Here is a 24,649-nt window from a genome sequence, read left to right on the forward strand (position 1 = left end):
ATTATGTTAAGCTAATCTTTTAGTTTCGGATTAAAGTTTTTTTATATTTTTTTAAAATGACGGACACAAAAACGCATATACCTTCGAATTATATATATGGATAACATAAATATGTATATAAAAGGGGAGAAATAAGATGAAAGAAAAAAAAGAAATGTTTCAAGAAATCGCTGAGGTGTTAAAGGTATTGGCGCATCCAGTTCGTCTATCTTTAGTAAAAATAATGCTTGCAAAAGGTCCTACTAATGTAACAACAATGTATGGGGATTTACAAATGCCTCAAAGTACAATTAGTCAACATTTATCTAAACTAAAAGCTGCTAAAATGGTTACAGGTACTCGGAAAGGATTAGAAATTTATTATGAGGTAACTGACAATCGCACAAAATCAATATTAGCATGTTTAGTTTAAATAATGCCTTCTATTTCAAAATAAAAAACGCTATTCTTTTCTATGATTTTACAGAGAGAATAGCGTTTTTTACTTTTAAGGGGTATCTTTTTATATGCCTATAGAATGGAGCGAAAGGTTTATGGGCTTAAATGTACCTACTATTACCTTAGGTTCTAATGCGTCTAATAATGAAAAAATTCTCGGTTTAGGGGTACTTCTTTATAGCTTACGTACAATTGAGATTAGAAAAAGTAGAGCGAGCGTTTAATGAGGCGGAAGTAGTGTTTATATGCGAAACTGTATAGAAATCTCATTTTTCTAATTGTATCTTTTTAGATTGATGGATGTGGCGTCACGTCCATCAATCTAAGAAAACAAGTTAGCTAAAAAACGATGAAAATAAACTTTATAAAAACAAAAAATATGAACGTAGAGGATGAAACAAAGTATATAGCGCTTTTTTAGTCATGTAATCTTTTAATTTGATGATCTTTTCCCCATTCAAACAGATTATCCATTATTTGCATTAAAGATTTTCCGTATTCACTTAGTGTGTACTCAACCTTTGGTGGTACTTCTTGATATACAGTACGATAGATAATCCCATCAGCTTCAAGTTGCCGAAGTTGTTGTGTAAGAACCTTTTGTGTAATGTTTGGGATTTCTCGTTTAATTTCATTTGTTCGCATTTTTCCATCCGACAAAATACATAAAATATGAACTTTCCATTTTCCACCGATTACATCGAGTGTTGTTGCAATTGGGCAATTATTATTTTGATTCATATAACACCTCCAAAGGTACTTCAAGGTTCCTATAGTACCTGAAAGTACGTACTTTTCAATTATATGTAACTCATTCATACTAATACGTAAAGGATTGATTAATTTATAAAGGGGCTGGAAAATGATGAGAACACTTGTAATTGTAGCACACCCTCATATTGAAAAATCAAAAATTAATAAAAGATGGATAGAAGAACTTGAGAAACATTCAGATGAAATTACGGTGCATGAATTATATAAGGTGGCACCAAATTGGGAGTTTAATATTGAAGAAGAGCAAAAGTTATTAGTAGAACATGACAGATATATATTTCAATTTCCGCTTTACTGGTACAGCACACCACCATTATTAAAAAAATGGTATGATGATGTATTAACATATGGATTTGCGTACGGATCACAAGGAGATAAAGTGAAGGGGAAAGAATTTGGTTTAGCTATTTCTATAGGTGGATTAGAAAAAGACTATGAAAATAGTGGAATTATAATGGATGAGTTGACGAAACCATTCCAAGCTACATGCTTATATACAGGTATGAAATTTATACCTTCCTTTTATTTATATGGTGCAGAATATAAACTAAGTGATGAAGAGATTGATAAAAGTGCACCTGAGTATGTGCAATATGTAATGAACAAGAAGTATTCTAATATATAATGAAAAATAGCCATTTACTTGTGAAGTAAATGGCTATTTTATATTCTTCTTATATTCACTAAGTGTAATCTTTAGTAAATTAATAATTAATCTGGTAAAATAAAAAACCTAACATATATAAAGGGGAGTTTTACTTGAGAACGATGCGACAATTATTACAAAAGAGAGCAATGCAGTCACCAAATTTGGAAGCGCTTGTAGGAGGGAAGAAAAGATATTCGTTTCAGCAATATAATGAACGAGTAAATCAGCTTGCACATTATTTGTTACATAATGGTGTGCAAAGAGGAGATCGTATAGGAATACTATGCAAAAATAATCACCCATTTCCAAGTGTTATGATGGCAAGTTTAAAAATTGGAGCGGTATTTATTCCGCTAAATCATCAGCTTACTGTATATGAATTAGAAACGATTGTAAAAGAAGCGAAATTAAAAGTATTAGTTATTGATGAAGAATTTAGTGAAGTGTTATTAAATGTTGATGCTGTTAAAGAAATTCCTTATGTAATTCAAACGACAAAAGAAGGTTTTGGTTCATTTGAATTAGAGCTGCAAAAACAGCCAACGACAGAACCGAACGTAGAAGTTCATGAAGAAGACGACGCCATTTACTTATTTACTTCAGGAACGACTGGACAGGCGAAAGCATGTGTAATTGGACATAAAAACTTACATCACTATTTTGCTGAAATTGCGGGACAAAGAGAAATCCCAGCAGGTGAACGCTTTTTATCTGTGCATCCATTGTTCCATATGAGTGGCGTACTTTCTATTTTAAATTGTATTTATCATGGCGTTACGATGATTTTCTTAGCTGATTCGAATCCTACTCTTATTTGGGATAAGATTGAAGAAGAGAAAATTACTACGATGCTTGCGTTCCCTGCTGTTTATAGTTACATGCTTGATGAATTAAATAAAAAAGAACGTAACATTTCAACCTTTAAAGTAGCACAAAGCGGTGGTACAAAAGTGCCAGAAACACTCATTCAAAAATATATGGAAAAAGGAATATATATGGTGCAAGGTTATGGTAGTACAGAAGGTTGGGTTGTAACCTCATGGCATCCAATGATGGGAAAAGAAAAGATGTCTTCTGTAGGAAAGACCTTGAAAAATGTAGAGGTGAAAATTGTTCATCCGGAAACAGGACATGAACTAACAACAAATGAAGTTGGAGAGATTCATGTGAAAAGTCCATACATGTTTAAAGGGTATTGGAATAATGAAAAGGCGACAAAGAAGGTAGTAAAAGATAACTGGTTTAACATGGGTGATGCTGGCATGATAGATGATGATGGATTCCTGCATATTATGGGAAGATATAAAGACGTTATTATACGCGGTGGTGACAACGTATATCCAGATCAAGTAGAAGATGTTATTCATGAAATACATGGTGTTTTAGAAGTTGCAGTAGTTGGAGTTCCAGATGACTTTTGGGGAGAGGTTCCAAGAGCTTACATTGTGAAGGATGGTGAAACAACATTAACAGAAGAAAGTATTATTCAGTATTGTAAGGAGAAGTTAGCAAGTTACAAAATTCCAGAAGTGGTATTCTTAGAAGAGTTACCGAAAAATGCTTTAGGGAAAGTGTTGAAGAGGGAATTAAGAGAAAATGTACTTGTAAAATAAAAAACGATTAGATAATGAGGAATCCAGTTATGTACAAAGCATAACTGGATTTTTTGTTTATGGTTCTGTTAGTAGATATCATAAAGATTTTAAAAATTTTGTGTTTTTGGTGTAATATTGAAAATAAAGGGAGCTAACTAATTTCAGTACAAGGGGGAGAAAAGATGGCTATAAAATTAGAAACTGAGCATTTATGTATAGAACCTTTTACCAATGATGATGTTTTTAGAATTAAAGAATTGGCTAATGACAAGGAATTAGCTAATATTCTTGGGCTTCCGCATCCATATAAATTGGAGTTCGCGCAAGATTGGGTTAATATGCAACCAGAACTTATAAGGAAAGGAATCGAATATCCTTTAGGAATTGTCTCTAAAGAATCAAGAGAAATTGTAGGTACAATTACACTAAGAATTGACAAGGGTAACAATAGAGGTGAACTTGGTTATTGGATTGGTAAGAATTATTGGGGAAAGGGTTTTGCAACTGAGGCTGTAAACAGAATGATTCAATTTGGCTTTATCGAATTAGGTCTAAACAAAATTTGGGCATCTGCCATTTCTAGAAATAGATCGTCGATTAAAGTATTAGAGAAGTCGGGTTTACGTAAAGAAGGCACATTGAGACAGAATAGACTTTTATTAAACACATATGAAGATGTTGATGTGTATGGAATATTAAAGACAGAATACAACGTTTTAAATTACAGATAAGTTTGGTAGTGTGATGACAAAAGGAAACCCTTTAGAACAGGGTTTCCTTTTGTATTTTAATAGAAGCATGTTTATCAAAAACATAATGATTTACTAGATTTTGTATTTTGTGTAAGATAATAAAGAATATTCAAATATTAATCAAGGGAAGAGATGTAAATGAAGCTGCCGCTATTACAGATAGAGACAGAGAGACTCATGATCCGTCCGTTCCAAAATGATGATTATGAAAGTTGGTTAGATGGATTTAATAAGAGGCTGCCATCTCAGTATAAATACGACGATGGTTATCAAGTTATGGCATCATCAACAAAAGAATGGTTCACGGAATGGATTAGAGGATTTGATGAAGCAGCACATCGAGATGAGATGTATGTATTAGGTATTTTTCGTAAAGAAGATGGGGCTAATATTGGAAAGCTAGAGCTAATAAAAATTTCACGTATGGACTATCAATGGGCGATGATGGGATACTCTATACATAATCAATATTGGAGAAATGGATATGGTGTTGAAAGTGTGAAAGCTGCGTTACCGTTATTTTTTAGTAGCCTTGATTTTCATAGAATCGAATTACATATACGTGTTGATAATGAGCCATCAATGCGTCTTGCGAAAAGAGCAGGTTTTTCTTTTGAATGCAAGAGAGAGGCGTTTTCATTAGAGAATGGTAAGTGGATGGATTTTCTTATTTATTATAAAAATAAGGAGATGAATATATGAGAGTGTTTATTACAGGTGGCAGCCGCGGGTTAGGATTACAGTTAGTAAAAGTATTTTATGAAAATGGGCATATCGTTTATCCATTAGTTAGAACTGAGGTTGCGGTAATGCAATTGAAGCAAATGTTTAGTGGTAGATGTTTTCCTATATTGGCAGACTTATCGGCTGATGAGAGTACGGAGCAAATTAAGAAGCAGCTTGAGGAATATACAGAGTATGTTGATTTAGTTATAAATAACGCTGGCATTACTGGGAAGGAGACTGAGATTTTACATACAAATTCAGAAGAGTTAACGGACTTATTTAATATTCATTGCTTAGGTGTAATTCGGGCTGTAAAAGGTACATATGTGGCGTTAGCTAAATCGGATCATCCGAGAATAATAAATGTGTCCTCTCGATTAGGATCATTACATAAAATGGCGAACAAAGAGTTTCCGCAAGGCCAGTTCTCATATTCATATCGAATTGCTAAAGCAGCACAAAATATGTTAACACTCTGCTTACAACAAGAGTTTGAGAATAAAGGAATTCGTGTAACTGCCATTCACCCAGGAAAATTAAAAACTGATATTGGTGCCTTTGATGCGAATATGACTCCGGCTGAAGGAGCAAAAAATATATATGATTGGGTAATAGATTCAAATGAGGATATTTCAGGGAAGTTTATTGAGCCTGGTGTGGGGGAATTGAAGTGGTGATATACGATCTTGCAATCATTCAGAATCTATTTGGCCCTTCTAAAAAAGTATTAAATGGCTTACCAAATGCAGTAACGATTGAAGAGATAGAAGAGAATGTTCTTTATGATGTACAAACTTATAAAGAAAAGATAAGTAGATTTGAAGAAGTTTGTTTTAACTGGGAGTTAAAAAGAGCGAGTATTGTATTAAACAAAAGGTTTAGTAGTTATAACTCAAGTGTGAGAGTGTTACTTGATGCCGGTTTTTCTTTGTATGCCGCAAAGATAGAAGTATGTAGAGAATTGAACAATGTAGAAGGACCTGAAAGACAATATACATATAGATCAATAGCAGAAGGAACGTTATCGGAAAAAGAATTTAAATATATTTGGGAACAATGTATGTCGGGTTCAGGGAATCAAACTTCAATTTTAACTATCGATGAGCATTTTTATTCAGTGCAAACAGAGTTAGGTACGGGCTGGGAAAAGTCATGTATTGTTTTTTATGATAAAACTGAGCCAATTGGTATGTCCATACCGCATATAGAAACTGGAACAGAAAGTGAAGGACGATTATTTTATTTTGGGGTAATGGCTTATTATCGCGGGAAAGGAATTGCTTCTCGGTTGCATCTTCAATCGTTGCATATGTTAAAGGAAATGGGGGCTACTTATTACATCGGAAGTACGCATACTTCAAATGAAAAGATGCAGAGGATATTTTGGAGAAATTATTGTTCGGTGAAAACGGAGACAGAGCTTTATTATAAAATTTTTAAAGTAGATTAGGAGAAAAGAAAATGAAGACTATAAACGTATTTCATTATGACGCATTTACAAATAAACCGAATATGGGAAATCCAGCAAGTATTGTATTAGAAGCAGATGGATTAACGGAAGAGGAAATGCAAATTATTGCTGAAAAAGTTGGATATAACGAAACAACTTTTGTTCTTTCCTCAGAAGTAGGAGATATAAGAATGCGCTATTTTACACCTGGTTTTGAAATGGATTTATGTGGTCATGGGACAGTAGGGACGATATATGCCTTGCGCGAAAAAGGTTTATTAGAAGAGAAAAGTAACCTTACGATTGAAACGAAGGCTGGGATTTTACCGATACAAATAGGTGTAAATGAAAATGGAGAACCCTTTATTAAAATGAGACAGGCAGCACCTCAGTTTAAAGAATTTACAGGTTCAAAAGAAGAATTAGCTCATAGTATCGGTTTAGAAGTAAATGATTTAGATGTAAGTTTACCGATTGTATATGGAAGTACTGGTAATTGGACTGTAATTGTACCGATTAAAAATCTTAATGCATGTGAGAGAATGAAACCTAATAATGCTGCATTTCCATCAGTATTAAAAGAAATACCTAATGCTTCTATTCACCCAATTTGTCTAGAAACTTATGATGAACTAGCACAAATGCACGGCCGTCATTTTTCATCAGCTTACGCTGGGACGATTGAAGATCCAGTGACAGGAACAGCTTCAGGTGTAATGGGAGCGTATTATGCGGAGTATTTAGAGAAAGATTTTGAACATGAATTGGGTTTAATCGTTGAGCAAGGACAGGAAATAAATAAAGATGGTCGTGTAACTGTTTATGTAACGAAAGGGATAGAAAACGAAAAGTTACAAATAGATATTGCTGGAACAGCGGTGTATGTGAAAGAGTTTGAAGTTTTAATATAAAAAAGAAAGCCCGGCATACATCCGGACTTTCATTATCTGTTCAACACTTCAATGTACGAAGCATTTCCAGTTGTTCTTAAAGCGGAGCGGAAATTATTATTTTCTAACGCCACAGCAACTTGTTGTAATTGCTGTGCATCATCATGATGAATAAGTAAGCTGTCAGCACCGCTTTCTTCTATATGAATGTGTTCAATATTTCCAATGGCATCATGTACAGCTTTTAAAAATTCAGGTTTCATATGTGTCCTCCTATATGTATGTAACGTTGTAATTTAGTATTTCCTTATTTATGAAATATAAAAGTAAATGAAAGGAGAAATAAAATGAATATAAAGCAGTTTAACGAACATATAACATCACTATTTGGAGAGGACCTTCATAAATACGGCGATGATGAATATGGTTTTACTCATATAAGTAAAGATGAATTTCACAAAATCGGTTACACAACAAATTTGACATTAGAGACGATTGAAGAAGCGTATAAAAATGGAGTCGATATGATAGTTACACATCATGCGCCATGGAGTTTTTTATTTGGTATGGAAGAGGCTTGTATTGAGAAATTGAAGCAATATGAAATGAATCATTTTTGGATTTACTTGCCGTTAGATTTTGTAAAGTTTGGCACGTGTACTTCGTTATTTAACGAAATTGGGATAGATACAATACTGGAATATTCCACGTATGAGGAAGAAGAACTACCGGGAATAGGAGAATATAAAGAATCGATTCCTTTTTCAAACTTAGTTGGAAAACTTGAAGAAAGAATGGAAGAGAAAGTGAAGAGCTGGAGAAATCACGATAAACCAGTAAAACGAATCGCGATTTTAACCGGTGCAGGAAACAATACAAATTTGATTGAACGTGCATTAGAAAAAGGGTGTGACACGTACATAACAGGTGAAAAAACATTATATACAGTGCAACATGCGAAATTTAAAGGGATTAATTTAATTGTAGGCAGTCATACGTTTACAGAAGTGTTTGGTGTAGAAAGTTTGGCTCATAAGTTAAAAGAAAGAGATAATTCAATAGAAATTACTAGATTAAATGAAGAACATTTGGAGTGAAGAAATTACATCGCATTACCATCAATGGAATGAACTATATGATGGAATATTGAAAGACGCAGTTGCAATGAAATAAAATTATCTTTTGTTATATTAAGATTTTTAGGAGGAATTCCCTTATGTTTGTAAAATAATAGTAAAGTTGTCTTTTGAATTAAGGGAATATTCGGAGTTAAAGGGTGAGAGAATGGATATTTCAATAATCACTGCACAACTAGTTAAGGAGAAAGTGATTTCACATTATCCAAATAGTGTAAAAGTGTTAAACGGGGGAACAACAAGTACTATATATTTGTTAGATGAACAATACGTTGTAAAGTTGAATGAATCGGATGTCATACGTGAAGAAGCTTATTTTCTTCAGTTTTATAAAAAGGATGAATTATTTCCAAAGCTTTTTTATAAGGAACCTTTAAATCGCTATATTGTTTACTCATTCCTTGAGGGCATAACTTTTTGCAAACTAGGCCATAAACGGAACGTTCTTTGTAAACTTGTAAAGGAAGTTATCAATAAGTATGAAGTAGCTACAGAGATTGATGGCTGGGGATGGAAAGAAAACCTAGTTCAATCTTGGAATGAATTTTTAACGACAAATGTGATAGAAGCTCATCAAAATGTAAGACGTTACATAAGTGAGGAAGAGTATAGAACGGTTTTTAAGTTAGCAAATAGTCCAAGTAGGGGGACTGGAATAAATCAGCCATTTTTATTGCATGGTGATCTTGGATTTCATAATTTTATATTTCAAGGAATTAAGCTGCATGGTGTAATTGATCCTTTACCAGTGTTAGGAGATCCTATATACGATTTAATTTATGCGTTCTGTTCAACCCCGGAAGATTTAACAAAAGAAACAATCGATTATGCGATGAAACAATGTGTATTTCATAAAAAAGACCGTGATTTATATGAAGAAATAGTCATAGGATTATATTTGCGTATAGATACATGTTTACGGCACCACCCGAAAGATTTAGAAGATTATTTAGCAGCTTGGCGTTATTGGATGGGGAGGTTGAGGTGACTTTATATTACAAATATTTTTGGGGAGATAGTGAGATGAATGTTGCAGAAGCGAAAAAGGATTTACTGTAATTCCATTATCGGTCACAGTTGTCTATTTACTTACTTTTATAAGTTTATTAATTGAAAATAAAAAAGCAGATCATTATCAACAAAAATCAGCTTAATAAAAATATAGGGATAGGGGAAATTATGATGAAAAATTTCGTTTGTACAACGTGTGGCGTGCAGTATGCAGCGAGTGTAGAGGAACCGGTGAGTTGTCATATTTGTGATGAAGAGAGGCAATATGTGAATCCGAAAGGGCAGTCTTGGACGACGCTAGAAAACTTACAAACAGGTGATACATATAAAAATGAAATAATTGAAGAGGAAAATGGACTTTATAGTATTACGACAAAACCAGGATTTGCGATCGGTCAAACGGCATTTGTAGTGAAAACAGAGTCATATCGATTGCTATGGGACTGCATTACATATTTAGATGAAACGACAATTACGAAAATAAAAGAGCTTGGTGGATTAGATGCGATTGCATTGTCTCATCCTCATTATTATTCAACGCAAGTAGAATGGGCAGAGATATTTGATGTACCAATTTATATACACGAAGATGATAAAGAATGGGTGATGCGCCCAAGTAGTCGTATTATTTATTGGTCTGGTGAGTCTTTACAATTAGCGGATGGGATTACTGTACATCGTCTTGGAGGACATTTTAGTGGTGGTTCTGTATTGCATTGGGAAGAAGGTAATGATGGAAAAGGGATTTTGTTAACAGGTGATATTATTCAAGTTGTAGCAGATGAGCGGTGGGTAAGCTTCATGTACAGCTATCCAAACTTAATTCCACTACCAGCGAGAAAAGTGGAAGAAATGGTGAATCGAGTGAAGCCGTTACAGTTTAATCGTTTATACAACGCTTTTCATCGAGTAGTAAAAGAAAATGCAAATGAGGCAGTTGAACGTTCTGCTGAAAGATATATAAAAGCAATAGAAGGAAAGTTGTTTCATACGTAAAAGGAGAGTAGCTTAATGAAAACGTTAGTATGTTTTGGAGATAGTATTACAGCTGATGAAACGTTTTATGATGGAATGCCGAGATTAACACCACGTTTGCAAGAGATGTTTCCGAACTGGAAAGTAGTGAATGCAGGTGTTCCAGGTGATAATACATTCGATGCGTTAAATAGAATTGAAGAAGATGTAATATCATATAAACCAGATTTCGTAACAGTTTTTCTTGGTACGAATGATGCAGTTTCTTTTTCTCAAGTGTCATTACAAGCATATAACGAAAACTTAGAGAAGATTGTGAACCAAGTTTCATCAGATAAAGTACTACTGATTAGTCCTGCACCAGTTGATGAAGAAAGACAGCATAATAGAACAAATAGAGTGCTGAGTCAGTATGCAGACGTGGTAGAGGAAGTGGCAAAAGAAACAGGAAGCTATTTTCTAAATTTGTATGCTGAAATGATTCAAGAACGGGATTATAAAAGATTTGTAGAAAATGATGAAAAAGATGGATTACACTTTGGGCCAGAAGGTTATGAGTATGTAGCGAAGTTAATTGGTGAAAAGTTAAAAGGGATTTTATAAGGAGCAAAGCACTTAGTGCTTTGCTTTTTCGTATTTCTTTCGCAGTCCATAAACTTATTGATCGCTGTAATTTGGACAGATATTTTGCGTTTTTATCCCGCATTAACTGTCCGTAAACGCCCCATTGGTGAGGGCTAATAATCAGTGGGGGATGAACAAAAACCCCACTGATTAAAGTTTCACTTTATGTGCTTAAAAGGAGAGTTCTGTTTTAAAGTAATATAAATTTATTTTTAAAAATTTATATTTCGTAGTTGAAAATCAATAAAGGTGTAACTATAATAGTTACAGTAAGTTTGTTATTTTGAAATGTACACATTGAATTACAAGAATGAAGGGAGTTTTTATGTAAATCAAAAAGTTATAAAAATCTATTAATTTTTATAATAAGATAAAATGCTTTTCGGTTCATACACATTATGAAATATGTTATTTCTAATAGAAAACTAGAGGTGGAAAAATGAAAAATTTTAAAGGTATGTTGATATCATCACTTGCAATTACAACTTTTGCTGGGGTAGGTACGACATTTGTAACAAATACAGTACATGCTGCTAATGACGATTCTAGTAAAATACAAGTTCGTTCTAATAAGAGTATAAATACAACAACTGGCTCGAGATTCCCTGTATTATCATCAGTCAATCCTTATGATGAACCTAGATTTTCGAGACAGGGATATCTTGAAGAGGCACCTTTAGGAATTAATGCTCCTTATGCTTGGGGAATTAAAGGAGGGAATGGTCAGGGGGCAACTTTTGTAGATTTGGAAGAAGGCTGGTTATTAAATCATGAAGATTTAGTCGGTCAAAATATTGAATTTATGTCTGGAAAAATGAGTAATGATCTTTCTCATGGTACTTCAGTTCTAGGTGTTGTTTCTGCAGCTGACAATGGGATTGGGAACATTGGAATTGCACCAAAAGCAAAGGCAAAAGTAATTTCAGTGATCCGAGACAATGGGAGAATTGATGTAAGAGATGCTATTTTAAGTGCCGTAGATTCTTTACAGGCTGGAGATGTTTTATTAATAGAAGAATCCTTTAAATATGATGGATATGGAGATGACCCTTTACCAGTAGAAGTATACCCGAGTATATTTAACGCAATTCGCAAAGGTACAGATAAAGGCATTATTATTGTAGAAGCAGCTGGTAATGGTGGGATTGATTTAGATGAATTTAAAGACCGTAATGGTAAACAGATTTTAAATCGAAACAGTCAAGACTTTAAAGATTCAGGAGCTATTATAGTGGGAGCATCTACTGCAAGAGTTCCTCATAAACGTTTAGCTTTCTCTAACTATGGTAGTAGAATTGATGTATATGGTTGGGGAGAGTATGTTGATACATTAGATACATATCAAAATCAAAATAGTAAAGGACAAAAAGTTACAGATCAGAACATAATTAATCGTTATACTTCTAATTTCCGTGGTACTTCTAGCGCTTCGCCTATAATTGCTGGGGCTGCTGTATCGATTCAAGGGATTGCTAAAGAACATTTAGGTAAGGCATATACACCAAAAGAATTGAGAGCAATTTTAAGTAATCCTAATACAGGCACAAAGTCTAATAACCCATCATCTGATAAAATAGGGGTTTTACCAGATTTAAAAGCGATTTTGTCTAACCTTGGATTTCATAGTGATTTGACTACCAATGATCCTATGGTATTTCCAGATAACGTAGAAAAAAATGAAGGAAAAGAAAATTCAACTTTCGTATTTCCAGGTGAAGAAACAAAAAGAACAGGTGATAAAAATTCAACTGTAACCTTCCCAGAAGAAGATTTAAAACAGGAGGAAAAAGAAGAGGGATTGATTGTTTTTCCTGATTAATAAAAAAATACTACCTTCCATTTGGAGGTAGTATTTTTTATTTCTTGTCATTAACAAGCAGGCATGAAATTTGTATTTGTTTATCTTTTATAATGAATTTAACTAAAAAAATCGAATATTTGACTGTTAATTTACTTTTTTGTCTCAATCAATTACATGAATCAATCTAGAAATGCTTGCTGCAATGCTCTCAGTCCATCACTGTAAATGCCATGAAACAGATTAATTGCCTCTTCATCACTAACTTCAACAGGAGTGAACGTACCAGACCACTCTACTAACGATGTGTTACTTTCAGTACCTTCTTTCACCTGGATTGTAGATAGATAATTAGTGACTGGGAATGGTGCATTCATGATTGAATACGTGTAGTAGCGTTCTTTATCATTGAATACTTCTAAGCGTTCTATAATTGTATCGCCATCTGGATTAGCTAGATGACGTACACGACCGCCTTCAGTTAATTTACTGCTAGGTATATAAGGTAACCAGTCTGGAAGGGAGTTGAAACCTCCGATTAATTGCCATACTTGTTCAGGTGAACCGAAAATTTCCATAGATGTAGTAGTATGTGCCATGTTCATTACGCTCCTTTTTATCTCGATATTTGCGAGCAAATAATCAGTGGGGATGACCCCACTGATTAAGGTTTCAAATTATTTTACGTTGATTGGTAGTGGTGCATTAGATGCTACTAGTTTTTGTTCGCGCATTTCTTCCCAGAATGCTGCTGGAATTACTGTATTTAAGGCGTTTTGGTCTTCTACAATTCGTTCCGGTTTACTTGCACCAGGAACAACGGCAGCAACTGCTGGATTTGCTAGTGAAAATTGTAATGCAGCAGCTTTGATGCTGATGTCGTGACGATCTGCAAGAGCTTTGATTTTCTCAACTTTTGCAATAATTTCTGGCGATGCTTTTTGATATTCGAAGTGAGCGCCGCCAGCAAGAATACCTGAGCTATATGGGCCACCAACAACAATATCCATATTATGCTTTACAGCTGCAGGCATTACTCGTTGCAATGCACGTTCGTGGTCTAATAATGAATAGCGACCAGCTAGTAAGGATATATTTGGTTTCGCTTCTTCTAAATCAAGCATAAGTTCAATTGATTCTACTTTGTTTACTCCAAGCCCCCAGCCCTTAATAACTCCTTCTTCACGTAAACGTGTTAGCGCACGGAATGCTCCTGTTCGAGCTGTTTCAAATTGTGAAATCCACTCATCACCATAAAAGTCTTGTGCTAAATCATGAATGAAAACAAAGTCTAGACGATCTGTTTTTAAACGTTTCAAACTTTGCTCGATAGAACGAAGTGTTGCATCTGCGCTATAGTCATTGATCATTTTATTTTTGCGACCAAATTCGAAAAGTCCGCCTTTTTCACCTAAATCACGTGCAGATGGATCTTCTAGTTCATCTGAAATCGTTCGACCTACTTTGGTGCTTAAAAAGTAATCATCACGATTTCTTTTTGACAGTGCTTCACCAAGACGGATTTCCGCTAATCCAGATCCATAAAGTGGAGCTGTATCAAAGTAACGAACGCCATTCTCCCAAGCAGCATCCACTGTAGCGATTGCTTCTTCTTCAGGAATATTACGGTACATGTTTCCTAGTGGTGCTGTACCAAAACCGATTTTTTCTTTTAGTAATTTACTCATTATAGATATCCTCCTAAAATGTATTTAAAAATGAATTCATCATTGTAAATGGATGTGAAAATGAAAACATGTCATTTCATCGTCTGACAAAATGTATGATAAAAATACTCACTTTAAAGTACGGGTACCAAAAGGTTATTTCTAATACTGCATGACTCACTCAACTCTTACAAATGCTATTATGAAATGTATTTTACATAATGAAAAGTACGTACTTTAAAGTGATATAGATACTAAAAAGTAATACAGGTACTTTTTGGTGCTGTACTACTCATCTGCTGTTTACGTATGCTATTATGAAACATGTTTAATACAATAAAAAGTACGTACTTTAAGGTGCTATAGATACTTAAAAGTAATATTTAAATCTTTAGCTTAATTGCCTTATAAAATTAATAAAGGAGATTTTTATATGAAAACATACAATATTCCTGTAGAGGCAACTTTAGAGGTTATCGGTGGAAAGTGGAAAGTAGTTATCCTTTGTCATTTAAAGAAAGACAAAAAGAGAACGTGCGAATTAAAACAATTAATGTCTGGTATTACACAAAAGATGTTAACGCAACAATTACGTGAATTAGAAGAAGATGGTGTAATTGAGAGAAAAGTGTATAACCAAGTGCCGCCAAAAGTAGAGTATTCGTTAACCGAATACGGTCATTCTTTAGATGCTATACTCGATTCTCTTTGTAACTGGGGAGAAAATCATCTTGAAAAGAATGGTAACACGTCTATGCTTATAACAGCAGCTGAATAAAGAAGGAAAAAACGAACGAGAATACGTTCGTTTTTTCTTTTTGTATAGAGGGAGATTTTTAAGTGGCATAATTACTTTTTTGTAATATAGGTACTTTTTTGTGCTGTAGGAACTAAAATGTGCCGTATAGAAAATTATTTATTTTTACGCAACAATAGAGAAGAAATTTAGAAAAAAGGAGAGGAGCACGCGTGAAACAATATAATATACCGATAGAGGCAACTTTAGAAATTATCGGGGGAAAGTGGAAGGTCGTTATTTTATGTCACTTAACGAAAGGGACGAAGAGAACGAGTGAGTTGCAACGTCTAATTCCTGAAATTTCTGTTAGAATGTTAACTCAGCAACTACGTGAGCTAGAAGAAGATGGTGTGATTATACGTGAAATTTACAAAGAAATTCCCCCTCGAGTAGAATACTCCCTAACCGATTATGGTTGGTCTTTACAAAATGTATTAAATCAATTAACCGCATGGGGAGAACGATGCATAGATAGAAAAAACACAGAAGTTAAGTGAAATCTCTATATGTAATATTGAAACACCACCCATTGATGAGGTGGTGTTTTTTCAGTATAAAACTTTAGAAAGTTACTACGGTGAAAAGTAAGAATCTATACCAGAATAGCAGCTGTTTAGACGTGATGAATAATTGATTAAAGTTTTAATAGGTACTTTAAAGTGCCTTCATCACTTTAAAGTACGTACTATGCTTCCTATTATAACCGTTTTATAATGACACTCGTAGTAAGAAGTCATAATGGTTTCAAGCTATTTTCAAAAAGACTTGTTAATTAATTTAGTTTTTTTGTTGAATTTTTTTAGTAGGAGATGTTTTTATGGTTGAAGAACTTTTTTATAAAAAAATACTTAAAAATCTGTTTTCAGATCCAGTTCAAATTACACTGTGGAATGGAGAAACAATACAATATGGCGAAGGGGAACCTCAATTTCATGTAACATTCCATAAGCCGCTCTCAAAAAAAGAAATTGCTAAGGATCCTTCTATTGCATTCGGTGAAGCATATATGAATGGAGACCTTGAAATAGAGGGTAATCTTGAAAAAGCAATTCAATCTATTTATAAAAGGCAGGATAGCTTTTTAGGTGATAGTAAGTTGCAATATTTCAAAAGTAAATGGAATTTCTCAAAACAAAAAAATAAAGAAGATATTGCTCACCATTATGATATTGGGAACGATTTCTATAAATTATGGCTTGATGAGACAATGACATATTCTTGTGCGTATTTCCAAAATGAACAAGATTCTTTAACGACAGCGCAGCATAATAAAGTGAATCATATTTTGAAAAAGTTGAACCTTCAAAAAGGTGATACGCTATTAGATATCGGTTGCGGGTGGGGTGAGCTCATTACAGCTGCCGCTAAGCAGTACGGTGTGAAAGCGATGGGAGTAACATTAAGCGAGGAACAATTTGCAAAGACTTCCGAGCGAATTAAACAAGAGGGACTTACGGATTTAGTTGAAGTATCTTTACTTGATTACCGCGATATTAAGAATCGTAAATTTGATAAAATTGTTAGTGTAGGTATGATCGAACATGTAGGAAAAGACAACATTACGCAATACTTTGAAACAGTTAACAAACTATTAAATGATGGCGGGATTTCTCTGCTGCATTGCATTACTTCTCCGGCTAATGGTGGTGCTACGAATGGTTGGATTGAAAAATATATATTCCCTGGTGGGTATGTTCCTGCTGTTAACGAATTAATCACGAACATGACAAACGAACAATTTTTCATTGTTGATGTGGAAAGCTTACGTAGACATTACGGGAATACATTACAACATTGGGCTCGAAATTTTGAAAACGTACTAGAGGAAGTTCGCAAAACGAAAGATGAGCGATTTATCCGCATGTGGCGTTTATATTTAAATGCATGTGCAGCTTCGTTCTTTACAGGTAATATTGATTTACATCAATTTGTATTTACAAAAGGGATTAATGATACAATTCCGATGACACGTTCTTATATGTATGAATAAGAGCATGTAACCAAGTAGCTCTCAAGTCATTGAGTATAAATAAAATGATGATAGGATATAAGTCTATAACGTAAAGTCGAGATGGGAATCAGAAAATGATTTCTATCTCGACTTTTTGATATATAATTTTAAAATTAAAACTATATACTTTTAAAGATAAAAATATATAATAAATGTAGAAACGAAAATATATGAGCAAGGAAGTTGAAGAACATGACATTAACAATGGGCTTTATTGGATTTGGAAAATCAGCTAACCGTTATCACCTACCTTATTTAAAGACACGTAATAATATAAAAGTAAAAACGATTTTTGTACGTCAAATAAATGAAGAATTAGCGGCTCCATATGAGGAAAGCGGTGTTTACTTCACTACTGATTTGGACGAATTGTTGAATGACAAAGAAATTCAAGTTGTGACGATCTGTACGCCAGCACATACGCATTATGAATTAGCAAAAAAAGTTATACTAGCTGGAAAATCAGTTATCGTTGAAAAACCATTTTGCGATACAGTAGAACATGCGAAAGAATTGTTAGCTTTAGGACGAGAGAAAGGTGTAATCGTTATGCCTTATCAAAACCGCCGTTTTGATGGTGATTTTTTAGCTGTGAAGCAAGTAGTTGAACAAGGATTCCTTGGTGATATTATTGAGATTGAATCACATATTGATTACTTCCGTCCGGGTTCAATTACTCATGAAGCTCCAAAAGAAGAAGGTTCATTTTACAGTTTAGGTATTCATACGATGGACCGCATGATTTCACTATTCGGCCGTCCAGATACGGTGACATACGATATTCGTAATAATGAAATGGACGGTGCGGTTGATAACTATTTCGATGTTGGTTTACATTACGGAAATCAGTTGAAGATTAAGCTGAAAACGAACCACGTCGTAGCGAAAGATTATCCACGCTTTATCGTTCATGGAACAAATGGATCATTTATTAAATACGGTGAAGATCAGCAAGAAAATGATTTGAAAGCGGGGATTATGCCTGAGAGTGCAGGGTTTGGTGAAGATTCACCGATGTACTATGGAGTTGCTAAGTATCGTAATGCAAATGGTGACTGGATTGAAAAACAAATTAAAACACCGCTTGGTGATTACGGTCGTTTCTATGATGCAGCGTATGACACAATTGTAAATGGTGCACCAAAACTTGTGAAAGATGAAGAAGCAGTAACGAATATTGAAATCTTGGAAAACGGATTTGCTGCCCCATCACCTTCAGTTTACAAACTTGAGGCTTTACATTTGAATGAATAGAAGAGGGTTTGCAGTATAAAGGAGGTATGGAAATGGCAAGCGGATCAACACAAGTAAAATACCTCGGCATTTATCAAAAGATTAAACAGCAAATTTTAGACGGTGAATATAAAATCAACGAAAAAATTCCGAGTAGCTCCGTCCTTGCTGAAGAATTCGATGTTTCAGCACTTACGATTAAAAAAGCGCTGGATCTATTAGTAAGAGACGGCTACATTATCCGCCGGCGCGGAAGTGGAACCGTGGTACAAGATTGGCATCAGCAGGAAAAGGCACGAATGATTCAAACTTTAACAGGTACGAAAGCTGTTTACGGTAGTGAGGTAGAAAGTAAAATTATCGAGTTTGCGATTGTAGGTGCTGATGAAGTAGTTGCTGAGAAATTGGGAGTTTCAATTGGTGATTTCGTCTATAAAATCATTCGCCTTCGCATCATTCACAGCATTCCGACGATTATGGAGCATACATGGATGCCAATTTCGGTTATCCCAGGTGTTGAGGCTTCTGTTTTAGAGGAGTCGATATACTCACATATTCAAAATAAACTTGGTCTTGAAGTAGGGACATCTGTTGTCAGGGTTAAAGGAATTCGCCCAGATGATAGGGAAAAGCAGTTTATGAACTTAACAAATCAGGATTTCCTAATGCGAGTTGAGCAAGTAGCTTACTTAACGGATGGACGAACTTTTGAATATTCTTACGCAGATCATTTACCGGAAACCTTTGAGTTTGAAACAGTCATTACGGCAAAAAATTATAAAGAGACATAAAAAACGGTTGAGGCAAGTATTGTCTCAACCTATTTTATGTCTTCTACAGTTATGATTCATCAGCAGTAATCAGCATAGATGTGTTCCCGGTTTTTTCAAGGTGAACTTCTCCCCAGGAACAGAGGGAATCAAGTATAGCTCCTAAAGACGAACCGTAATCCGTTAAAGAGTACTCTACTTTCGGTGGTACTTGGTCATATACTTTCCTTTGGATTACACCATCTTCTTCTAGTTCCCGTAATTGTTGCGTTAACATTTTTTGCGTAATACCAGGCATTAAACGTTTTAATTCACTCGTTCTTTTTGTTCCTTTTTTTAAATGACAAAGGATAACAACCTTCCACTTTCCACCAATAACTTCTAAAGTCGCTTCTACAGGAATATTATATGTCTTCATAAAAAAACTCCTTTGATGAATTTAGATTACAGTTGTGAGCCTACATCCGTTGTAATACTAAAATTATTTCTTTTTAGTACCTATAACACTTTAAAGTGCGTACTATTTATTGTGCTAAATATCGGTCATAATAACCGATGTAAGAGAGAAATAAGCAGAATGGCACTTGAAAATGCATATGTTCCTTTTTAGTACCTATAACACTTTAAAGTACGTACTTTTTATTAGGATGAATATAATCCATAATAGCACTTCTAAGCAAGAAATGCGTGAAATGTGCTTTGAAGGAGCCATCATGCTATGGGGAATTTTACATGAGAATAATTTGTTGTGTTATTAAAATTAATCCAAGACTTAACAGTTGATTAATTGAACTGTAAAGTTTAAAATTACAGTAAGATTTTTAAAAGTGAGTTGTTAACGTCTGTAAAATGTAGCATGAATAATAGAGATAAATGAAACATTGCTGAATAACTAACATTATGTGAATTTGATTCTAAACTGTAATTTTTTTTAATACATTTCAATAAGCGATATTTAAAATGTACGTTTAATAACATTAAAGGAGTGAGTTAAATATGGTAATTCTATATACAACAGCAAGCTGTGCTTCATGCCGAAAAGCAAAAGCATGGCTTGAAGAGCATCAAATTGATTATATTGAAAAAAACATTGTATCAAATTCTATGACAGTTGATGAGCTTAAATCGATTCTTCGTTTAACTGAAGAGGGGGCTACTGAAATTATTTCAACTAGATCCAAAACTTTTCAGGACTTAAATATAAATATTGATGAGCTCTCGCTAAATGAATTTTATACATTAATAATTGAGCATCCACTAATGTTGCGTCGCCCGATTATGCTGGACGAAAAAAGATTGCAAATTGGTTTTAACGAAGAAGAAATTCGCAAATTTTTACCACGTAGCGTCCGAACATTTTTAAACATTGAACTGCAAAAGCTGGCTAATTAATAAGTAATATTTTTTAGGGAAAGTGGTATGAAAGGAGGAAGCAGAAAATGATAGAAGTATGTGTTACAGTCAATTATAACGATAGAAATTATCAAACAAATGTTATTGTAAGTAAAGATACGATATGGACAAAAATTAAACAATTGGCAGAAGAACAAGTCAAAAAACAGTGGGGCTTTTAAATTGGATTATTTAAAAAGTGAAGTTACACTTTAGAGGCTTTAACTAAATCTAAGACTTTTCAGGACTTAAATATAGATAAGAAATTTGTATGAAAGGAGGAAGAAGGAAATGATAGAAGTATGCGTTACAGTTAATTATAACGATAGAAATTATCAAACAAATGTTATTGTGAATAAAGATACGATATGGAAAAAAATTAAACAGTTGGCAGAAGAACAAGTGAAGAAACAGTGGAGTGTTTAAATGTATTTTTAACTTAAAAAGCTAAATGAAGTTATGGAATCTATTTCTTTATGCTAAGAGTGGTTCTTATATATTTTAACGTTCAACTAACCTATCTGTAATGTTTATGGCTACAGTATGTTAATATAGGAGAAACAATATTTTTGATTGTAGGAGGAAAACAATGAACAGCGACTTTACCTTGGCCATACACAGTTTAACTTATTTAGCTTTACAGCCAGACCGGATGTCAACAAGTAATGCTATTTCAGAAAGTGCAGGTGTTCACCCAGTACGCATTCGCAAAGTACTAAGTTTGTTAAAAAAACATAAGTTTATACAATCGAAAGAGGGAACTGGTGGAGGTTTTATTTTCGCTCGCGATTTAGATGAAATTAATCTTTGGCATATTTATCAGATAACCTCTGAAGGTGCTTTGCAGCCGAAGTGTCCAGAATCAAACAATCAGTGTGTTGTAGGTTCGAACATGCGAAAAGTTCTTTTCGCTATTTTCTTAGGTGCTGAAGAGCATCTAGGTGAATACTTAAAGAATTATACAATGAAAGAAGTTGTTGACCTTATCAATCAAGAGCGTTAAGCGGCTTAATTATTATATAGCCGTGAGTTCTTAACACTTAAATGTAATGAAAAATATTACAGTATAATTTGTTTTTATATCTTTTTTATCGTCACAAAAAATATTTATAGGAAGGTGAAACGGTATGATGTCAAATAATAATCATGTTTTAAAAGTAGGAGATTGGGTTCGTGGAATATCAAATGAAGGTGAATTAATAGTTGGTTATATTGTATCACTTGATGATGTAGAGGATATAGTTACAGTTAGTATTGTGAAACGTGACGGCCAGTACACAATAAACGAAGCGATTTTACTCTTTAGTAAACACGTTAACAAACTCCCTGAATCAAAGGTAATAAATAAGGAACAAATCCTTTATCTTATAGATCTTGCATTATTAACAGGGGATGAAGAATGGTTTATCGAGCTTTCTTCAAAATTAAACTCGATAAAAGAGCTAGTTAATGAGGGATTTTAAAATTTAAACTTTTGAGGGTGCACACAATCCGCCTTATGGAGAGGACACAGCATAAAAGGAAATGATGTAAAAACAATTCATTACAAACATAGAGATATCCCTGAAGAAGAGCCGAACAAACTACAATTAAGATGATATTGAAGTGATTTGTCTGTGTATTCCTGATAACGATAATTATGTAAATGAGCTGTCCATATGGGGCAGCTTTTTTGTTTTTTGCTCAGTGTATCTTTTTAAATTGTATATGAATTCAGTATTAATAATATATATCCTGAAAATTGGTTTTTGTATTCTGGAATTTTTTTCTTTTTACCTACATTAATTATTTATTAGAATATCTTTTATGTTTAAAATAAAATTTTTTGATAAAAGGGGATATAAGTATCTTTATAATAAGTCACCTAGAAAAACAATGTATTATTGTATTTTTTTACTAACTAATTCAGCTTTAAGCGATAAAAACAATGGCTACATGCTAACTGTAAAATATTATCCATATAAAATTATTCCTCTTTAATATTTCTGAAAATATAAAAATATTAATTTTATAAATATACACGTTATAATGAGGGCGTCGAGAGAAATTTTATTATCTCTGGAGAAAATATAAAAAATGCGATTATTAGTAAGAAAGGTGTGTGATTAGAGGCGAAATGTATGTAATGTGCTTCAGTGGCTTGTGTGAGCAATATCATCAGTGCTACCGAAGTTATGAAAGTAATGTATAGAATTGAGAAAGAAATGCCTCGCAAATGAAGAGAGGCCGGTTTAGCTAAAATTACTTTTAAAAGTAAAAAAGAGAAACCATTAAAGTAATACACTGTTATTAGAAATGTTGCAACGTATTTATGAAGTCTATTCTATATTGTTCTCTTAAGGGGTCTTTATATAAAGAGCGGATATTACGAGTAAACTTTTTTGTGAACGCTAACAATTATATTAGGACGCTAATTAGCGAATGTTTCAATTTGGATTCATTATGATGAAGGACATACAATGTGGGGCAACTTGTAAGGAATTCATTTTCCAAAAAGGGAATATTTGTTAGGTGCAAAGAGAGATGCAGGAATAGATACAAGGGGGAGTTATTATATGAACGGGAATACTGCAAAGAAAATAGAAGTTCAAGCTGAAAATACCGCACTAAAAAATGAGCAATATGCAGATCCGAAAAAGTGGCATAAGCAGGATACTACATGGGCGCTCAGTCTATTTGGAACTGCAATTGGAGCAGGGGTGCTCTTTTTACCGATTAATGCAGGTTCAGGTGGTTTATTATCTTTACTACTAATTACATTGCTTGCATATCCAGTTATGTACTACTCACATAGGGCACTTGCTAAAATGATATACGCTTCTAATTCTGCTGATGAGGGGATCACAGGTACAATTAGAGAGTATTTCGGAAATAAAGCGAGTATCATTTTTAACATCGTATATTTCGGTTCAATTTATACAATCGTACTAATGTATTCGGTTGCGCTTACAAACACTGCAAGTAGTTTTATCGTGCATCAATTGCACATGCCAGAACCTCCAAGAGCTATTTTATCACTTGTATTAGTTCTTGGTCTTATCGCTATACTGAATTTTGGTCAAGATATTACTGTAAAGGTAATGAGTATGTTAGTGTATCCTTTCATAGTTTCTCTACTTTTTATCGCAATATCTTTAATTCCACAGTGGAATACGTCAATGCTTAGTTTTTCAGCTGTTTCAACTGCTTCAACAGGAACAGGCTATTTTGGGACGATATTGATGATTCTACCAATCATCGTATTCTCATTTAATCATTCACCTATGATTTCATCATTTGTTGTGAAACAGAGAGCTACGTATGGAATCGAAGCCACTGATGCTAAATGTGCGCAAATACAAAAGGTTTGTTATATCATGACATTCGCTGTTGTTATGTTCTTCGTTTGGAGTAGCGCATTGAGCTTGACTCCAGATGATATAAAAATGGCAAAAGAACAAAACTTATCAATTCTTTCATATCTTGCTAATGAGCTTAATTCGCCTGTAATCACTATTGCAGCTCCAATTATTGCTTTTGTGGCTATTACAAAGTCTTTCCTTGGCCATTATATAGGAGCATTTGAAGTAATGCGTGACATGATTATTAAGTTTGGTAAATCACGTGGAAAAGATATTGAAGAAAAAACAATTAAGACAATAATTCTTACTTTTGTTGTATTATCATGCTGGTTTGTTGCTTATACAAATCCAAGTATTCTTGGACTTATTGATTCTCTAAGCGGTCCTTTAGTTGCTGCTATCTTATGTCTATTACCGATGTATGCGATTCAAAAAGTGCCAGTACTAGCTAAATACAAAGGGAAAATGAGCAACGTATTTGTTATTATTGTAGGTGTACTTACTGTCTTAGCAAGTATTAAGTCATTATTCTAATTCACTATTATTCGTATTAGTGTAAAAATAGTTAACATGAAAAACTTTTTGGACAAACTTCTCACATTGGAGAGTTTGTCCTTT

The 24,649-nt window shown here is 33.8% G+C and carries 30 protein-coding genes and 2 pseudogenes; 27 read left to right on the forward strand and 5 right to left on the reverse strand.

Going from position 1 to position 24,649, the window contains the following annotated elements:
• Window positions 1-136: 136 nt before the first annotated feature.
• Both ACTFP3_RS09820 and ACTFP3_RS09825 read left to right on the forward strand, forming a co-directional pair.
• Window positions 137-412 carry an ArsR/SmtB family transcription factor gene (locus ACTFP3_RS09820; protein ID WP_000660066.1) on the forward strand — a complete coding sequence of 92 codons (276 nt, stop codon included), beginning with the start codon at window positions 137-139 and terminating at the stop codon, window positions 410-412.
• A 94-nt stretch (window positions 413-506) separates the two neighbouring features.
• Window positions 507-662, forward strand: a complete 156-nt coding sequence (locus ACTFP3_RS09825) for a hypothetical protein (RefSeq protein WP_001121202.1) — start codon at window positions 507-509, stop codon at window positions 660-662.
• 193 nt (window positions 663-855) lie between these two features.
• Here the strand turns inward: ACTFP3_RS09825 and ACTFP3_RS09830 are convergent, their stop codons facing one another.
• On the reverse strand, window positions 856-1,179 hold the full coding sequence (locus ACTFP3_RS09830; RefSeq protein ID WP_098360401.1) for a winged helix-turn-helix transcriptional regulator: 324 nt from the start codon (window positions 1,177-1,179) through the stop codon (window positions 856-858).
• Between the two features lie 124 nt (window positions 1,180-1,303).
• Here ACTFP3_RS09830 and ACTFP3_RS09835 point away from each other — a divergent pair, with 124 nt between their 5' ends.
• From ACTFP3_RS09835 to ACTFP3_RS09865, 7 genes are all read left to right on the forward strand, one after another.
• On the forward strand, window positions 1,304-1,837 hold the full coding sequence (locus tag ACTFP3_RS09835) for an NAD(P)H-dependent oxidoreductase (protein WP_242283586.1): 534 nt from the start codon (window positions 1,304-1,306) through the stop codon (window positions 1,835-1,837).
• Window positions 1,838-1,980: 143 nt separating this feature from the next.
• The gene (locus ACTFP3_RS09840) at window positions 1,981-3,474 is read left to right on the forward strand and encodes a class I adenylate-forming enzyme family protein (RefSeq protein ID WP_440010630.1); all 1,494 of its coding nucleotides are present in this window, start codon (window positions 1,981-1,983) and stop codon (window positions 3,472-3,474) included.
• A 164-nt stretch (window positions 3,475-3,638) separates the two neighbouring features.
• On the forward strand, window positions 3,639-4,187 hold the full coding sequence (locus ACTFP3_RS09845; RefSeq protein ID WP_326035970.1) for a GNAT family N-acetyltransferase: 549 nt from the start codon (window positions 3,639-3,641) through the stop codon (window positions 4,185-4,187).
• Between the two features lie 159 nt (window positions 4,188-4,346).
• Complete coding sequence (locus tag ACTFP3_RS09850) at window positions 4,347-4,910, forward strand: GNAT family protein (protein WP_326035969.1); 564 nt, start codon at window positions 4,347-4,349, stop codon at window positions 4,908-4,910.
• Window positions 4,907-5,611, forward strand: coding sequence for an SDR family NAD(P)-dependent oxidoreductase (locus ACTFP3_RS09855; protein ID WP_001263475.1), 705 nt, complete (start codon window positions 4,907-4,909; stop codon window positions 5,609-5,611). Before ACTFP3_RS09850 ends, ACTFP3_RS09855 begins: the two co-directional genes overlap by 4 nt.
• Complete coding sequence (locus tag ACTFP3_RS09860) at window positions 5,608-6,384, forward strand: GNAT family N-acetyltransferase (RefSeq protein WP_326035979.1); 777 nt, start codon at window positions 5,608-5,610, stop codon at window positions 6,382-6,384. Before ACTFP3_RS09855 ends, ACTFP3_RS09860 begins: the two co-directional genes overlap by 4 nt.
• Before the next feature lie 11 nt (window positions 6,385-6,395).
• Window positions 6,396-7,295, forward strand: coding sequence for a PhzF family phenazine biosynthesis isomerase (locus tag ACTFP3_RS09865; protein WP_326035968.1), 900 nt, complete (start codon window positions 6,396-6,398; stop codon window positions 7,293-7,295).
• Between the two features lie 32 nt (window positions 7,296-7,327).
• Here ACTFP3_RS09865 and ACTFP3_RS09870 read toward each other — a convergent pair whose 3' ends face one another.
• A complete protein-coding gene (locus tag ACTFP3_RS09870; RefSeq protein WP_000801642.1) occupies window positions 7,328-7,537 on the reverse strand; it encodes a hypothetical protein in 210 nt (69 codons plus the stop codon).
• 84 nt (window positions 7,538-7,621) lie between these two features.
• Between ACTFP3_RS09870 and ACTFP3_RS09875 the strand changes: the two genes are divergently transcribed.
• From ACTFP3_RS09875 to ACTFP3_RS09900, 6 genes and pseudogenes are all read left to right on the forward strand, one after another.
• Window positions 7,622-8,371, forward strand: coding sequence for a Nif3-like dinuclear metal center hexameric protein (locus tag ACTFP3_RS09875; RefSeq protein ID WP_326035967.1), 750 nt, complete (start codon window positions 7,622-7,624; stop codon window positions 8,369-8,371).
• A gap of 187 nt (window positions 8,372-8,558) precedes the next feature.
• Window positions 8,559-9,398, forward strand: a complete 840-nt coding sequence (locus ACTFP3_RS09880; RefSeq protein ID WP_326035966.1) for an aminoglycoside phosphotransferase family protein — start codon at window positions 8,559-8,561, stop codon at window positions 9,396-9,398.
• A 49-nt stretch (window positions 9,399-9,447) separates the two neighbouring features.
• Window positions 9,448-9,564: pseudogene (locus tag ACTFP3_RS09885) on the forward strand (DUF7010 family protein); the annotation flags it as partial.
• 25 nt (window positions 9,565-9,589) lie between these two features.
• The gene (locus tag ACTFP3_RS09890; protein ID WP_440010229.1) at window positions 9,590-10,417 is read left to right on the forward strand and encodes a hypothetical protein; all 828 of its coding nucleotides are present in this window, start codon (window positions 9,590-9,592) and stop codon (window positions 10,415-10,417) included.
• Window positions 10,418-10,432: 15 nt separating this feature from the next.
• Complete coding sequence (locus ACTFP3_RS09895) at window positions 10,433-10,999, forward strand: SGNH/GDSL hydrolase family protein (protein WP_088054310.1); 567 nt, start codon at window positions 10,433-10,435, stop codon at window positions 10,997-10,999.
• A gap of 460 nt (window positions 11,000-11,459) precedes the next feature.
• On the forward strand, window positions 11,460-12,839 hold the full coding sequence (locus ACTFP3_RS09900) for a S8 family peptidase (RefSeq protein ID WP_006924220.1): 1,380 nt from the start codon (window positions 11,460-11,462) through the stop codon (window positions 12,837-12,839).
• A gap of 161 nt (window positions 12,840-13,000) precedes the next feature.
• Here ACTFP3_RS09900 and ACTFP3_RS09905 read toward each other — a convergent pair whose 3' ends face one another.
• Both ACTFP3_RS09905 and ACTFP3_RS09910 read right to left on the reverse strand, forming a co-directional pair.
• Window positions 13,001-13,417, reverse strand: a complete 417-nt coding sequence (locus tag ACTFP3_RS09905; RefSeq protein ID WP_113304747.1) for an SRPBCC family protein — start codon at window positions 13,415-13,417, stop codon at window positions 13,001-13,003.
• A 78-nt stretch (window positions 13,418-13,495) separates the two neighbouring features.
• The gene (locus ACTFP3_RS09910; RefSeq protein WP_440010234.1) at window positions 13,496-14,506 is read right to left on the reverse strand and encodes an aldo/keto reductase; all 1,011 of its coding nucleotides are present in this window, start codon (window positions 14,504-14,506) and stop codon (window positions 13,496-13,498) included.
• A gap of 412 nt (window positions 14,507-14,918) precedes the next feature.
• Between ACTFP3_RS09910 and ACTFP3_RS09915 the strand changes: the two genes are divergently transcribed.
• From ACTFP3_RS09915 to ACTFP3_RS09935, 5 genes are all read left to right on the forward strand, one after another.
• Entirely contained in the window at window positions 14,919-15,263 is a 345-nt protein-coding gene (locus ACTFP3_RS09915) for a winged helix-turn-helix transcriptional regulator (RefSeq protein ID WP_029440930.1), read from the forward strand.
• Between the two features lie 191 nt (window positions 15,264-15,454).
• Window positions 15,455-15,781, forward strand: a complete 327-nt coding sequence (locus tag ACTFP3_RS09920) for a winged helix-turn-helix transcriptional regulator (RefSeq protein WP_000816337.1) — start codon at window positions 15,455-15,457, stop codon at window positions 15,779-15,781.
• Between the two features lie 320 nt (window positions 15,782-16,101).
• Window positions 16,102-17,274 carry a cyclopropane-fatty-acyl-phospholipid synthase gene (locus ACTFP3_RS09925; protein WP_266003448.1) on the forward strand — a complete coding sequence of 391 codons (1,173 nt, stop codon included), beginning with the start codon at window positions 16,102-16,104 and terminating at the stop codon, window positions 17,272-17,274.
• A 213-nt stretch (window positions 17,275-17,487) separates the two neighbouring features.
• On the forward strand, window positions 17,488-18,549 hold the full coding sequence (locus ACTFP3_RS09930; protein WP_440010239.1) for an oxidoreductase: 1,062 nt from the start codon (window positions 17,488-17,490) through the stop codon (window positions 18,547-18,549).
• A 32-nt stretch (window positions 18,550-18,581) separates the two neighbouring features.
• Entirely contained in the window at window positions 18,582-19,319 is a 738-nt protein-coding gene (locus tag ACTFP3_RS09935; RefSeq protein ID WP_016123066.1) for a GntR family transcriptional regulator, read from the forward strand.
• A gap of 49 nt (window positions 19,320-19,368) precedes the next feature.
• On the opposite strand, the gene ACTFP3_RS09940 is transcribed toward ACTFP3_RS09935, so the two are convergent.
• A complete protein-coding gene (locus tag ACTFP3_RS09940) occupies window positions 19,369-19,716 on the reverse strand; it encodes a winged helix-turn-helix transcriptional regulator (protein WP_000860832.1) in 348 nt (115 codons plus the stop codon).
• Between the two features lie 578 nt (window positions 19,717-20,294).
• On the opposite strand from ACTFP3_RS09940, the gene spxA reads away from it, so the two are divergent.
• The 7 genes and pseudogenes from spxA to ACTFP3_RS09975 all read left to right on the forward strand — a co-directional run bounded on the left by spxA (window position 20,295) and on the right by ACTFP3_RS09975 (window position 24,565).
• Window positions 20,295-20,690 (forward strand): transcriptional regulator SpxA, encoded by a 396-nt coding sequence (gene spxA, locus ACTFP3_RS09945; protein WP_000236189.1) that lies wholly within the window; start codon window positions 20,295-20,297, stop codon window positions 20,688-20,690.
• A 47-nt stretch (window positions 20,691-20,737) separates the two neighbouring features.
• On the forward strand, window positions 20,738-20,872 hold the full coding sequence (locus ACTFP3_RS09950) for a BA3454 family stress response protein (protein WP_029440937.1): 135 nt from the start codon (window positions 20,738-20,740) through the stop codon (window positions 20,870-20,872).
• 109 nt (window positions 20,873-20,981) lie between these two features.
• Entirely contained in the window at window positions 20,982-21,116 is a 135-nt protein-coding gene (locus ACTFP3_RS09955; protein WP_023522572.1) for a BA3454 family stress response protein, read from the forward strand.
• Window positions 21,117-21,279: 163 nt separating this feature from the next.
• A complete protein-coding gene (gene saiR, locus ACTFP3_RS09960; RefSeq protein WP_001083465.1) occupies window positions 21,280-21,693 on the forward strand; it encodes an Rrf2-family transcriptional regulator SaiR in 414 nt (137 codons plus the stop codon).
• 124 nt (window positions 21,694-21,817) lie between these two features.
• The gene (locus ACTFP3_RS09965; RefSeq protein WP_000987462.1) at window positions 21,818-22,153 is read left to right on the forward strand and encodes an IDEAL domain-containing protein; all 336 of its coding nucleotides are present in this window, start codon (window positions 21,818-21,820) and stop codon (window positions 22,151-22,153) included.
• A 7-nt stretch (window positions 22,154-22,160) separates the two neighbouring features.
• Window positions 22,161-22,288: pseudogene (locus tag ACTFP3_RS09970) on the forward strand (DUF3888 domain-containing protein); the annotation flags it as partial.
• Between the two features lie 957 nt (window positions 22,289-23,245).
• Window positions 23,246-24,565 (forward strand): aromatic amino acid transport family protein, encoded by a 1,320-nt coding sequence (locus ACTFP3_RS09975; protein ID WP_001014168.1) that lies wholly within the window; start codon window positions 23,246-23,248, stop codon window positions 24,563-24,565.
• Window positions 24,566-24,649 lie beyond the last annotated feature (84 nt).

This window comes from Bacillus cereus group sp. MYBK5-2 (assembly GCF_051915685.1).
GTDB classification, from domain to species: Bacteria; Bacillota; Bacilli; order Bacillales; family Bacillaceae_G; genus Bacillus_A; species Bacillus_A cereus.